General features: G+C 42.4%; 12 protein-coding genes. 1 reads left to right on the top strand and 11 read right to left on the bottom strand.

The features are described 5' to 3' along the window. The first annotated feature begins 1 nt into the window (after position 1). On the top strand, positions 2–508 hold the full coding sequence (locus FA047_RS17660; RefSeq protein WP_136837403.1) for a shikimate kinase: 507 nt from the start codon (positions 2–4) through the stop codon (positions 506–508). 5 nt (positions 509–513) lie between these two features. On the opposite strand, the gene FA047_RS17665 is transcribed toward FA047_RS17660, so the two are convergent. From FA047_RS17665 to FA047_RS17715, 11 genes are all read right to left on the bottom strand, one after another. Then, positions 514–969, bottom strand: a complete 456-nt coding sequence (locus tag FA047_RS17665) for a DoxX family protein (RefSeq protein ID WP_136837404.1) — start codon at positions 967–969, stop codon at positions 514–516. An 85-nt stretch (positions 970–1,054) separates the two neighbouring features. After that, positions 1,055–1,864 (bottom strand): tRNA pseudouridine synthase A, encoded by an 810-nt coding sequence (locus FA047_RS17670; protein WP_136837405.1) that lies wholly within the window; start codon positions 1,862–1,864, stop codon positions 1,055–1,057. A gap of 2 nt (positions 1,865–1,866) precedes the next feature. Beyond that, a complete protein-coding gene (locus tag FA047_RS17675) occupies positions 1,867–3,831 on the bottom strand; it encodes a beta-N-acetylhexosaminidase (RefSeq protein ID WP_136837406.1) in 1,965 nt (654 codons plus the stop codon). 24 nt (positions 3,832–3,855) lie between these two features. After that, on the bottom strand, positions 3,856–5,268 hold the full coding sequence (dacB, locus tag FA047_RS17680) for a D-alanyl-D-alanine carboxypeptidase/D-alanyl-D-alanine endopeptidase (protein ID WP_136837407.1): 1,413 nt from the start codon (positions 5,266–5,268) through the stop codon (positions 3,856–3,858). A 101-nt stretch (positions 5,269–5,369) separates the two neighbouring features. Beyond that, positions 5,370–6,362 carry an aspartate-semialdehyde dehydrogenase gene (locus FA047_RS17685; protein WP_136837408.1) on the bottom strand — a complete coding sequence of 331 codons (993 nt, stop codon included), beginning with the start codon at positions 6,360–6,362 and terminating at the stop codon, positions 5,370–5,372. A gap of 153 nt (positions 6,363–6,515) precedes the next feature. Then, a complete protein-coding gene (locus FA047_RS17690; RefSeq protein ID WP_136837409.1) occupies positions 6,516–7,391 on the bottom strand; it encodes a sugar phosphate isomerase/epimerase family protein in 876 nt (291 codons plus the stop codon). Between the two features lie 10 nt (positions 7,392–7,401). Next, on the bottom strand, positions 7,402–8,283 hold the full coding sequence (locus tag FA047_RS17695; protein WP_136837410.1) for a hydroxypyruvate isomerase family protein: 882 nt from the start codon (positions 8,281–8,283) through the stop codon (positions 7,402–7,404). A gap of 11 nt (positions 8,284–8,294) precedes the next feature. Beyond that, the gene (locus FA047_RS17700) at positions 8,295–9,530 is read right to left on the bottom strand and encodes a nucleoside permease (protein ID WP_136837411.1); all 1,236 of its coding nucleotides are present in this window, start codon (positions 9,528–9,530) and stop codon (positions 8,295–8,297) included. A 34-nt stretch (positions 9,531–9,564) separates the two neighbouring features. After that, positions 9,565–10,269, bottom strand: coding sequence for a 3-keto-disaccharide hydrolase (locus FA047_RS17705; RefSeq protein WP_136837412.1), 705 nt, complete (start codon positions 10,267–10,269; stop codon positions 9,565–9,567). A gap of 21 nt (positions 10,270–10,290) precedes the next feature. Then, positions 10,291–11,748, bottom strand: coding sequence for a Gfo/Idh/MocA family protein (locus FA047_RS17710; RefSeq protein ID WP_205943342.1), 1,458 nt, complete (start codon positions 11,746–11,748; stop codon positions 10,291–10,293). A gap of 26 nt (positions 11,749–11,774) precedes the next feature. Next, on the bottom strand, positions 11,775–12,830 hold the full coding sequence (locus FA047_RS17715; protein ID WP_136837413.1) for a sugar phosphate isomerase/epimerase family protein: 1,056 nt from the start codon (positions 12,828–12,830) through the stop codon (positions 11,775–11,777).

Consider the following 12,830-nt stretch of genomic DNA (forward strand, 5'->3'; position numbering starts at 1 on the left):
AATGAAGATATTCCTGATTGGCTTTATGGGTTGTGGTAAAAGTACGCTGGGCAAGAAGCTGGCGACAAAGCTTGGCTATGATTTCATAGACCTTGATCATCAGCTGGAAAAGGAGTTAGGAGATAGCGTGGGAAATTATTTTGCCACTCATGGAGAAGATGCTTTCCGTAGACTGGAAAAGAAAACCCTGCAGGAATATAACTATCCTGCCAATATTGTAATTGCAACAGGTGGCGGGGCGCCATGTTATTTTGACAATATGGAGTGGATGAATGCCAATGGGAAAACGGTTTATATCGAAATGTCGCCTGTAGCATTGGCAAAAAGGCTCGAAGGCGGAAAAGAGAAGCGCCCATTGATCAAAAATCTCAATGAAGTTGAATTGATCGCTTTTATAGAGGCTAAGCTTGCCGAGCGTGAAGTCTTTTATAAACAGGCTGCAATAAACGCCAATGGCATCAGCCTTACGGCCGATGCACTCAGGGCTATATTGTTGTCAGAAAGCTAAGTAGCTTACCTGTAGATGGTTTGTTTTCTTTTCATTGCCTGATCTACTGAATAGGGTCCAGAGCCTACTACCCAGAACAATACCAAGAGCATCAATACAATGATGGACAACCATAATTCAGAGTTCAGTACTGAAAATCCCTGTGAGAGATTGACAAAAAATACTGCACAAAGCAGGATCGGAATCTGAATGACTACCGCAAATCTTGTAACCAGTCCGATGGCAATTAGAATGCCCCCAACCAGGTGTACAAAACCTACAATGTGAATGGCTAAACTGGCCATCATTCCCGAAAAGCCAAAAACATTATTTTGCAGCAGCAAGTTCTGAAGGACTTCAGTATTACTCACGATGGCGATGCCCTTGCCGAAAATGAGAATTCCTAAAACAATCCGAATTACATCGAGCCATTTGGCGTGGTGTACATCGCCCCAATGCTCAATTTTTTGAATAACAGTCATAATAATGCCTCCTATTTATATTGGTCTATTAAAGCTAACGATAATAAAGTAAATTATCAATAGCAATAAATTATCAATCAGTAGCTTATAAAGTTCTCCAGGTAACGTCTGTTTGTTTCTGAAGAATGGATGAAAATTCTACGCGTGGAGGGAGGTTTAGGTAAGGATAGGTAACCTTTGAAAGGTACAGTCCCTGGGGATGTGCAGGTGTAATTAGTTCAGGTGTGGTATTGGTGATCAGGTAGTTTTCAAACTCATCCACACTCAGTACACCTCGCCCTATTTTCAATAGCTGCCCCATAATAATACGGATCATTTTACTGAGGAAGCGATTGGAAGAGATCTGAAAGCGTAATTTGTCGCCATTAGTGTCGACTGCAAAAGATGCCGACATCACGTTGCAGATCGTGTGTTCGTATTTATCGGGACTGGTACAAAACGCCCTGTAGTCTTTGTATTTTGGTAACACCGCAGCTGCCTGTTTCATTTTATCGAAATCAAGGTTATCTAACAGGTAGAACGAACTTAATCCGTTCAGAAAAGGATCTTTATAGGTATGGATAAAGTAATCATAAGAACGCTGTACAGCATCGAAACGCGCATGAGGCAGGCCTTCCATAGGAATGATGTCAAACACCGCAATGTTTAGTGGCAGCAGTTTATTAAGCCTGAACTTAAGGTCAAAATCCCATTCCTGTTCGATATCCATGTGAAAAAAGAATTGGCTGGCATGTACATGCGCATCAGTACGGCCGCATCCATTGATGAAGACCTCAGTCTTTAGCGCCTGACTTAGGTATTTTTCTATTACACCCTGTACATTCAATACGCCCGGTTGTTTTTGCCAGCCATTGTATTGTAATCCATTATATCCGATGTGAACGAAGTATCTCAATGTTATTTTCTCCAGGCTCTTTTATTCAATTCTTCTATTGGCATAACCATCATGCGGCCCGCTGGTTTCTTACCTTTGTAGGTGATCACTTTTAGGGTAGCCGCGTCTTTAGGAGGAGTAATCTTCTCCGTATATTTTGGATAGAAACGATCAGGGAAGGAATTGTCAAAGCTATAGTAGATATCTAACCCCTGAACTTCTGTACTCAGCTCAATCATCAGCTGCTTGTCGGCCGATCTGCTCACCGAGAATATCGGGTCATATACACTTGGTGCATATTTGGTTTCTGCGATATCAAGCCTTTTGAAGTGCTGTTCTACTCGGTTGAAGAAATTACTCCAGTTCTTCTTCTCAGGGGGAGACCATACGGATTCAGCTATTGCAAAACCACGTGGCCAGGTCATATATTCCGCCTGGCGGATGTTGTAAACTTGTTCAGTCCATAGGTTTGCTTGTCCACCTTTGATAAATTTAGGATCCACGCCTGCAGGTATCGGGTCAAACTCGTAGGATTTGCTCAGGCGAAGTGAAGCATAAACTTTAGGTTCGGTGATGACATCGGCTTGCATGTAATCCAGGTAAGCATAAGTGCTGGGGCTCATGACTACTTCATGTTTCTTTTTAGCTGCATCAATGCCATATTTCATACCCCGCCAACTCATTACCGCAGCACTGGAAGGCATATCCCCATCCAGAATCTCATCCCAACCCATAAACTTCTTGCCCTTGGCCTCTACGATCTTCTGAATACGTTTTTCAAAATAGCCCTGGACCTGGTGCATGTTCTTTAAGCCTTCTTTTTGCATTAGTGCTTTAATGGCATCATTCTTTTCCCAGAAATTAAAGGGAGCCTCATCACCTCCCATGTGAATATAATCAAAGGGAAATAACTGGGCTACCTGTGTAATTACTGTATCCAGAAAGCTGTATACCAGTTCGTTTGCCGGACAAAGCGTGTTGTCTACCAAAGCAGTAGGAGGCGCACCTCTGGACCAGTCCATGATCCTTTCACCCGAGCGTACCCTGTAATTTGGTGCGGCTGGGGTGCATGACAGTTCAGGGTATGAAGCGATTGCCGCCAGACTATGTCCCGGAACATCTATTTCGGGCATGATGTCTACAAATCTTTCCTTAGCATACTGCACCAGTTCCCTGATGTCATCCTGGGTGTAAAATCCTCCGTAGGTTCTGGGTTCATCAGGGCCAGGAGTACTGAAGTTCCCAAATTCTCCGACTTTCTTTACATTCCATGCGCCGACTTCGGTCAGCTTTGGATATCCCTTAATTTCAATTCTCCAGCCTTCATCGTCAGTCAGGTGCAGGTGCAATAAGTTGTACTTGTAGCGTACCATTGCATCGATGTATTGTTTTACCTCTGCTTTTGTAAAGAAGTGACGGGCCACGTCGAACATCAGTCCTCTCCATCCAACACGGGGATAATCAGTAATTTCAACACAGGGTGCTGTCCAGTTGATTTCTTCAACAGGCTCCTTGCTTTCTATCTCCTTGGGGAATAGCTGCATCAGACTTTGTATTCCATAAAATAGTCCGGCTGCTTTATTGGCCCTGATGGTAATGTGGCTGGGGGTTACAGAAAGCTGATAGCCTTCTTTTCCAAGAACTGAACTGGCCTTTTCATTGATGATCAGTTTAACTGTAGCAGCCTGGTTGTGCGTATTTACTACGGATACAAAACTACCAGTCGGTATAGACAGCCTTTCCTGAAGAAATGCAATGGCCTGTTTCAATTCAGGGAGGGCAGGAGCGGCTATCAATATGTTTTCAGGGATAACGAAATGTCCTTCACTTTTAACCACTGAGACCGGCTCAGGGATAATGGCTACCTCAGGTGCGTTGTTAAAAGAGGGTATAGATTCTGTGGTTGCTGAACTTTCAGGTGCAGCATTCTGGCTGAATGTAGCGTAGCTAATTACATTAAAGAATAGCAGTAAAAAAAATCTCTTCATAAACTTTCTGCAAGTTATCATTTCTTATTTTAAGGCGTCCAGTACTTTAAATAGTTTTTTATTGATTCCTGATCCGGAATAGTTATTAATATTGATGACAATAATATATTTTCGGCCTGCATTATCGGTATAATATCCTGCGAATGCAGAAACATCATTTATGGTTCCGCTCTTTAGCCTCATTCCATTGTTTTCAGGTAGAGACTCATAGAACGCCGGAAACCAGGTTTCTTTTTGAGATTGAAACAGCACATTGGCCATGGCAGAGGTCGTAACTCTGGTGCCTGGAGAAAGGCCACTTCCATCCAGTATATTTAATGCATTCCTATCAATTCCTTTTGATTCCCAGTAACTGATTACAGTCGCTGCCCCGTTTTTGGTGCTGACTTCTTTTCCGGATTTCCAGGCAAGTGTTTTCAACAGGTGTTCGCCGTAAAGGTTTACACTTTTTTTATTGAACCAATAGACAATCTGGCTCAATGTAGGAGAGCTTATGGTCGCCAGTTTGTGTGTCACTGAAGGTAAAGGTTTCCCTTCTATATTAAGCAACCTGCTCGTCGAAGGATTGCCTGAGGAAGATATCCCAATTCTTTTCAATGTATCCTGTAAGCGGAAAGCAGCATCAAAAGCAGGGTCTGGCAGTGCTGCAGATATGCCGGATTTTGCAATGCCAAGTGCCCAGGTGCCTCTTAGGTAAGCAACATTCCCTAATGGAGGCAGATAGGCATACACTCTGTCACCAGTACCTTCAGCACCTGCTTTCAGTTCATTTACCACTTTGATATAAGGCATTTCAGGAACGGCTTTTAAAACCGTAACTGAGCCGTTAGCTCTGTTCGCCCTCAGGTGAAGGTCAAACTGATTTTCTCTCCATGATAAGGCAGAGGCACCGGCTCCATAATAATTTCCTATGTCCTGCCATATCCAGCCATCTGGCGTCGTTTGCGATCCCCACAGATTCTCATCCCCTATTACACTTCCTTCTATTTTTTTGATTCCGGCAGCTATGATAGCCTTTACCCATTGGTTCAATACAAATCCTTCTTTGCTGCCCTCATATCGCCATGATCCCAATGTAGGGTCCCCGCCCCCAACAATGATCAGGTGGCCTTTCAAGGTGCCTTCATCATCAATTTTACCAGTATATGAAAGTGTGGTCTGGTATTGAAAATCTTTGCCCAGTAAATTAAACGCTGTGGCCGATGTAATGACTTTTAGTGTTGAGGCAGTTGGCAGTCCTATATTTTCATTGCGTGCGAACACGGTTTTGCCGGTACTGGCATCAAGGACACACAACGAGGTGATTGCATACTTTGCTTGCGGGTCGGCAATGAGATTGTTATAAGCTTGTTCCAGCCTTTGGACTGGGGCTTGGGCGAATGAAAGATTCGTGCTTAGCAGGAAAAACAGGAAGAGTAGGTTTTGTCTTTTAAACATAGTGTAACAATCGTGCTTAATCAGTGGTAGTATTAAATAAAACGGTCGTCATTCTGATTTATTTCAGGATAACGACCGCCATTGTGTGTTTACTAATTTTATTATATCAGTTCCTTGCTCACAAGATACTCGGCAATTTGAACTGTATTAGTTGCAGCACCTTTACGCAGGTTATCGGCAACGATCCACATGTTTAATGTGTTTGGCATAGATTCATCGCGTCTAATCCTTCCTACAAATACCTCATCTTTCTCATGAGCATCCATAGGCATTGGATATTTCAGGTTTGCAATATCATCCACAACGATTACCCCAGGAGTTTTTGTCAGGATATCCCTTACTTCAGCTACATCATAATCATTTTCAAATTCGATGTTCACAGATTCTGAGTGTCCTCCCATAACCGGAATACGCACTGTCGTTGCTGTAACCCTGATGCTGTCGTCACCCATGATTTTACGGGTTTCCAGGATCATTTTCATTTCCTCTTTAGTATATCCGTTTTCAGTGAACACATCAATCTGAGGAATTACATTAAGGTCGATAGGGTAGGCATAAGCCATAGGGCCGTCAGTGATTCCTTTACGTTCGTTCATCATTTGTTCTACCGCTTTCACACCAGTTCCTGTTACAGACTGGTAAGTAGATACTACCACACGTTTGATCCTGTATTTATCATGAAGTGGTTTTAACGCTACCACCATTTGAATGGTTGAACAGTTTGGATTGGCAATGATTTTATCATCTATAGACAATACATGGCCGTTTACTTCAGGAACTACCAGTTTTTTCGAAGGATCCATTCTCCATGCAGAAGAGTTGTCAATCACCGTTGTACCAGCTTCAGCAAAGCGAGGAGCATATTCCAATGAAGTACCACCACCAGCAGAAAACAACGCGATATCAGGTCTCATTGCAATTGCTGTCTCCATGTTTACAACAGCAAACTTCTTACCCTTGAAGCTGATTTCCTTACCAACACTCTTCTCAGAGGCTACAGGGATCAATTCGGTCAACGGGAAGTTACGCTCTTCTAATACTTTTAACATTACGGTGCCTACCAGTCCGGTGGCACCTACTACTGCAATTTTCATCTTTCTAATTGGTTGTTTTACTTGTTTTTAAATTATTTAATAATTGTATTAATGGTGAATAATAAGTCCCCAAAGATGCGGATTATTTCAACATAAAAAAAGGGGAGCGGCCTTTTCTAAACCACTCCCCCTGTTATTGTTAAGATATATATCTTAAATCAGTTCGCGGTTTACATAATCAAAGCTTTGTTTAATGCTTACGAATGGATCAATTGAGAAATTCTCCTGCTCCACAATCAGGTGCTTTAATCCGGCCTGTTTGGCCTGTTTATAAATTGGTTTAAAGTCAATGGTTCCGGTACCAACTTCCGTATTGATCCCATTGTTGGTCTTATCCATATCTTTTACATGCCACATCGGGAAACGGCCAGGATGCTTAGCGAATAATGCAAGTGGATCATTTCCAGATCTCACCACCCAGTAAAGATCCATTTCAAACTGAACCAGCTTCTTATCAGTTTCCTGAAGCATGATCTCATAACCGTTTGTATCACCAAATTTCTTGAATTCAAAATCATGGTTGTGATAGCCAAGTTGCAATCCTGATTTTTTACAAAGTACAGCTGCTTCATTCAAACGGGCAGATGTCTTTTTGAAATCATCTGCAGTGGTTCTTAAAGATGGGTCTAGCCATGGACAAGTTAAATAACTCATGCCAATGGCGGTTGCACCTTCAATTAATGGTTTAAGTAGGTCCAAATTGCCAGTTTTGATGAAGTCATCAATACCAAAATGTCCACTTGGCGCTTTTAGCCCATTACTATTCAGCAAAGCTTTGAATGATTTCGCATCGAGTCCCCAATAGCCATCTTTAGGAGAGTAGCCATAAGTTTCGACCTCTTTATAACCTGCCTTTGCAACTTTTTCTATTACACCTTTTACATCTTTAGAAATCTGATCTCTCAATGTATATAGCTGAAGTCCAACTGCTTTAGCTGCTGCTGGAGATGTACAGGCAAAAGAAGGTATTAATAATGCTCCTGCTGCGGCAATCCCTGCTTGTTTTAAAAATATTCTTCTAGAATTCATATGCTTCAAATTATACGTCACAAATATTTACCGCTTCCTTCAGGGATTTTATGCCATCTTTTTGTTTTGGAATAAATTCCTGCGCCAGATATCCTTTGAAACCTGTTGCCACGATAGCTTTAATGATTGCCGGAAAAAATAGCTCTTGTGTATCATCAATTTCATTTCTTCCAGGTACGCCGGCGGTATGGTAATGAGAGATGTATTTATTGTACTTTTTAATGTTGGCGATGACGTTTCCTTCATCGATCTGCATGTGGTAAATATCGTAAAGTAATTTGAAATTTTCAGATCCCAAACGTTTACACAGCTCTGCACCCCACTCGGTATGGTCACACTGATAATCCTTATGGTCCACTTTACTGTTGAGCAGTTCCATCACCAATACCACATTGTGTTTCTCCGCTATTGGAAGTACTTGTTTTAAACCCTCTACACAGTTTTTTAATCCTGTTTCATCATCTTTCCCTCTGCGGTTCCCACTGAAACAGATCAATTGCTTATAGCCAGCTTCTGCAACGCGGGGAATCATTTCTGAATAGTTTTTGATTAAGGTGGCATGAAACTTCGGATCATTCCATCCGTCTACCAGGTTAATTTCTGCGCCATTGCACATAGATGAATCCAGCCCGTGCTTCTTTAGTATGTGCCAGTCATTGGGGCCAATCAAGTCAATGGCTTTAATGCCTATTTTCTTTGCTTCTACACATAAAGTATCCAGATCCAGGTTGCCGAAGCACCAACGGCATACAGAATGATTTACATTTCCTTTTAACATTGTTGATTTTTCTTCTTCAAGAGCAAAAACAGGCATTGCTGCCGAGACCCCTAAAGCGGCGGTTCCGGCAACAATGGTTTTTAATGCATTTCTTCTGCTTAGTTCGGAGCTCATTCTAATATCGATTAAACTGCTTCTGCCTCAATTTTCTTTTTATCAGTAAAGAAAACTGCAAATAAAAGGAATACTACCAAGGCAATACCTGAAGGGATGATCCAAATCATTTTCCAGTCAAATACACCATCGGCGGTTTTATAACTATCAGTGATCATACCTGCTACTTCAAAGCCGATCAGCATCCCTACTCCGTAAGTAGCGAGGGTAATCAATCCCTGAGCAGAACTTTTGTATTTTTCTCCTGCAGCAGCATTGGTATAGATCTGGCCCGACACAAAGAAAAAGTCGTAGCAGATGCCATGTAAAGCAATACCGATAATCAGCATGAAGCTAAGATCGGTTGCATTTCCATAGGCGAACAGCGCATAACGTACAGCCCATGCCAGCATACCTACAAGAATTGTTTTCTTGAATCCAAAACGGGTAAAGAATACCGGCAAAAGTAATAGGAACAATACTTCGGAGATCTGACCAATGGTCATTTTTCCTGTAGGATTATCTACACCTACATTCGATAAGAAAGGGTGTGCATTTTGATAGTAAAATGCCAGTGGAATACAGATCAGGATAGAAGAGATGAAGAAGATAGCGAAGTTTTTGTCCTTTAAAAGCTTCAATGCATCTAATCCCAAAATTTCTGAAATTTTCACTTTCTCACCGCTAGCTCCTTTTGGTGGAGTCTTAGGAAGAGCGAAGCTGAACAGACCCAATATCAGTGATGCGATTCCGGCCATTGCGAAGGTGTTTTTTAACAATCCCGCAGTAGTGCTTTCTGCTGAGTCCCAATGGAAGATATAACTGATCATCAAACCTGCTGTAATCCAGCCAATCGTTCCAAATACCCTGATCGTAGAAAACTCTTTCTCAGGATCTTTCATCTGGTTAAAGGAAACTGAGTTTACAAGAGCCAGTGTAGGCATAAATAGAATCATGTATCCCAGTACGTATGGGTAGAAAACAGAAATATCTTCTGAATTGTACATTTGGTACATCAGGAGCGCACCTACAATATGTAATACACCAAGAATTTTCTCAGCGTTGAAATACTTATCGGCAATCAATCCGATGATAAATGGCGCAATAATAGCCCCCCATGACTGGGTAGAAAATACAGAGCCGGTCTGTGCTCCGGTTGCATGAAGGTTATTGCCCAGGAAAGTTCCCAGGGTAACAAACCATGAGCCCCAGATGAAAAATTCCAGGAACATCATGAAAGATAATTTAATACGGTTACTTGAGTTCATATTTGGTTTTTTGATTTGTCTTTAAATGTATTGATTATAGCTCTTTAATCATAATGTTACGGTACCACACGCTATCGCCGTGATCCTGCAGTGCAATTTTACCCATTTTAAAGGTACCCCAGTTTTCCCAGCCTTTAAATTTACTGCCATTGATCAGCGTTTTCCAGTTGTCGTCCCATAGTGTGGTAGAAACGACTTTTACACCATTCAGATACTGCTCAAGTTTACCATTTTTACTGATGATCTCTGCGCTGTTCCATTCTCCAACGGCTTTAACCGGCTCAGAACTGCTTTTGATCAGGTCATAAAGATCCCCTGCACGATGTTTAGTGATCTTTCCATCAGGATGACCATCGTTATCCAACACCTGCATCTCCAGACCAGTGCTATATGTTGCGCCATATTTAGCCTTGTCTTCATGTACATAGAAAATCAGCCCACTGTTTGCCTTTGGAGCAACTTTCCATTCGTATTTCAAATGGAAATTGCTGTATTCTTTATCTGTTACAAGGTCACCGCCGCCATCACCAGGTCCTTTTGGATCAAGATGCAGCGCGCCGTCTTCAACCTTCCATTTAGCACCTGCAGTAGTTTTACCGTAAGTATGCCATCCTGTAGTTGTTTTACCGTCAAACAATCTTGTAAAACCTTTAGTGCCAGTCTGGCTTTTTGTACTGCTGCAGCCTAGCATTGCGGTAATGGCCAGCGCAGATACTGCAGAGAGAATGTATTGTTTCATTTATGTATTTGTTTTAAATTTTTAAACCCCAAGTGTCCATCCTTTACGGTATTCACGTTTTACGAATTGATTTACGTCATCCAGATTTGTCACCCTCATATTGTTATTGTCCCAAAGCAATTTGATGTTCCGTCCAGGATAAATGATATTGCCTTTGTCATTTTTGCGTTGAACATCAACACCACGAATAGCGAGATTTGCCATTAATAAAGCCTCTGTCAGCGGCCCTGCAATTTCAAAAGGAGAGCTCACTTCCTGTTTGCCATAACCTGCAATCGCGGCTTCAACCCATTGCTTATAATGTCCGTTTGCACCCTCAGGTACACGTGCAAAACGCTGTTTTAGATTGATGTCTTTGTTTCTGCTCAGAGGAAGCAACTTAGGGTTTGCGCTGTATGTGCTCGCCATCATTTTGCCTTTCGTTCCGATAAACAAAGTTCCGTTACCGCCATCGCCAAAAGTTTCGTTTGCCTGCAATTCTTCAGGCCTCTCCGGTTGTATACCGCCGTCCATCCAGTGCACAGTAACATCACCTTTTGTTTTGTTGGTTTTAGGGAACTTTAACGTCACATGACTTGATGGAGGACAGCTGTCAGGAAAATAACCTCTTTTGAATTCATCCACATAGACCGAGCCAACACTTGCCTGTACTTCACTAGCATATTTCAGGTTGAGCACACTAAAAGGAGCTTCAAGCAAATGACATCCCATATCGCCTAATGCACCTGTTCCGTAATCCCACCAGCCGCGCCAGTTAAACGGAACTAGCTTATCGACATAATCCTTATAAGGCGCCGTTCCCAGCCACAGATCCCAATCCAGATCAGCAGGCACCTGGGCTTTGTTTGTAGACCATGGGACACCCTGAGGCCATACCGGACGGTCAGTCCAGGCATAAACGGTATGTACATCACCAATTAATCCTGCATCATACCATTCTTTCATCTGACGAGGCCCATCATTTGATGCACCCTGATTACCCATTTGCGTTACCACCTGATATTTTTTAGCAGCAGCAGTAAGTGCCCTGGCTTCATAAATATCGTGGGTTAAAGGTTTTTGCACATACACATGCTTACCGAGCTGCATAGCAGCCATAGCCTGTACCGCATGGTTATGGTCCGGAGTAGAAATGGAAACTGCATCAAAGTTTTTTGATTCCTTTTCAAACATTTCACGCCAGTCCTTATAATATTTTGCTTTTGGAAAAGCCTTTACACTTTTAGCAGCCCTTGAGTCGTGAACATCACAAAGAAATCCAATATCTGCTTTGCCGCTTTTATAAAAAGCATCGATATCTGACTGCCCCTTACCACCCACACCAACACCGGCGATGATCAGCCGGTCACTCGGCGCCAAAAAACCTTTTCCCCCCAACACATGCCTGGGAACAATCATGAATGCAGAGGCTGCAATAGTCGTCGTTTTTAGAAAGCCACGTCTAGATGTAGCGTTCTGGTCTTTTTTCATTTCTTCCATGGTTTCTGGTTTAGTTTTTTTAAGGGTTATGATATTCCTAAGATCTTGTTGTTAAAATCATCATTTCCACCGGATGCCGCAAAATCATCAAATGCTCTGTCTGTCACTTTAATGATGTGTTTTTTTATAAACTCTGCACCTTCAGCAGCGCCTACCTGTGCATTTTTAATACAGCATTCCCATTCCATCACAGCCCATCCCTTATAGTCATATTGTGCCAGTTTGCTGAAAATCGTTTTAAAGTCTACCTGTCCATCGCCGGGAGAACGGTATCTGCCGGCACGGTTCGCCCAGCTTTGATAACCACCAAAAGCTCCCTGCTTACCAGTTGGATTAAATTCTGAATCTTTTACGTGGAATGCTTTGATACGTTCGTGGTAAAAGTCGATGTATTGGATATAGTCGAGCTGCTGGAGTACAAAATGTGAAGGATCATATAGCAAACAGGCGCGCGGATGATTGTTTACCTTTTCCAGGAACATTTCATAAGTGACGCCGTCAAAGAGGTCTTCACCAGGATGAATTTCATAGCACACATCCACACCACAGTTGTCGAACTCATTTAGGATCGGCATCCACCTTTTTGCAAGTTCAGTGAAGGCGGCATCAACTAACCCCTCGGGGCGTTGCGGCCATGGGTGAAACATGTGCCATAATAGCGATCCGCTAAAGGTAGCATGTGCGTTTAAACCAAGATTTTGCGAGGCTTTTGCAGCATATTTCATTTGCTGTACAGCCCATTCAGTACGTGCCTTGGGGTTGTTTTTATACTGATCAGGGGCAAAAGCATCAAATGCCAGATCGTATGCAGGATTAACTGCTACAAGCTGACCCTGCAAATGTGTAGATAACTCAGAAATCTCCAGTCCGTACGAAGCTACCTTGCCTTTCAGTTCATCAGCATAGGTTTTACTTTCCGCAGCTTTTTGCAGGTCTATAAACCTCGCGTCAAGCGTAGGCATCTGGATTGCTTTAAATCCCAATCCGGCTGCCCATTCGCATATTGCATCTAAAGAGTTAAAAGGAGCTTCGTCGCCAATGAATTGTGCAAGAAAAACTCCAGGGCCTTTAATTGTTGTCAT

The sequence above is a fragment of the Pedobacter frigoris genome (genome assembly GCF_005116445.1).
Classification (GTDB): domain Bacteria; phylum Bacteroidota; class Bacteroidia; order Sphingobacteriales; family Sphingobacteriaceae; genus Pedobacter; species Pedobacter frigoris.

Excerpts from the sequence above, each read along its gene's own strand:
- FA047_RS17660 (WP_136837403.1), top strand. The coding sequence starts at position 2 with ATGAAGATATTCCTGATTGGCTTTATGGGTTGTGGTAAAAGTACGCTG.
- FA047_RS17665 (WP_136837404.1), bottom strand. The coding sequence starts at position 969 with ATGACTGTTATTCAAAAAATTGAGCATTGGGGCGATGTACACCACGCC.
- FA047_RS17675 (WP_136837406.1), bottom strand. The coding sequence starts at position 3,831 with ATGAAGAGATTTTTTTTACTGCTATTCTTTAATGTAATTAGCTACGCT.
- dacB (WP_136837407.1), bottom strand. The coding sequence starts at position 5,268 with ATGTTTAAAAGACAAAACCTACTCTTCCTGTTTTTCCTGCTAAGCACG.
- FA047_RS17685 (WP_136837408.1), bottom strand. The coding sequence starts at position 6,362 with ATGAAAATTGCAGTAGTAGGTGCCACCGGACTGGTAGGCACCGTAATG.
- FA047_RS17690 (WP_136837409.1), bottom strand. The coding sequence starts at position 7,391 with ATGAATTCTAGAAGAATATTTTTAAAACAAGCAGGGATTGCCGCAGCA.
- FA047_RS17695 (WP_136837410.1), bottom strand. The coding sequence starts at position 8,283 with ATGAGCTCCGAACTAAGCAGAAGAAATGCATTAAAAACCATTGTTGCC.
- FA047_RS17700 (WP_136837411.1), bottom strand. The coding sequence starts at position 9,530 with ATGAACTCAAGTAACCGTATTAAATTATCTTTCATGATGTTCCTGGAA.
- FA047_RS17705 (WP_136837412.1), bottom strand. The coding sequence starts at position 10,269 with ATGAAACAATACATTCTCTCTGCAGTATCTGCGCTGGCCATTACCGCA.
- FA047_RS17710 (WP_205943342.1), bottom strand. The coding sequence starts at position 11,748 with ATGGAAGAAATGAAAAAAGACCAGAACGCTACATCTAGACGTGGCTTT.
- FA047_RS17715 (WP_136837413.1), bottom strand. The coding sequence starts at position 12,830 with ATGACAACAATTAAAGGCCCTGGAGTTTTTCTTGCACAATTCATTGGC.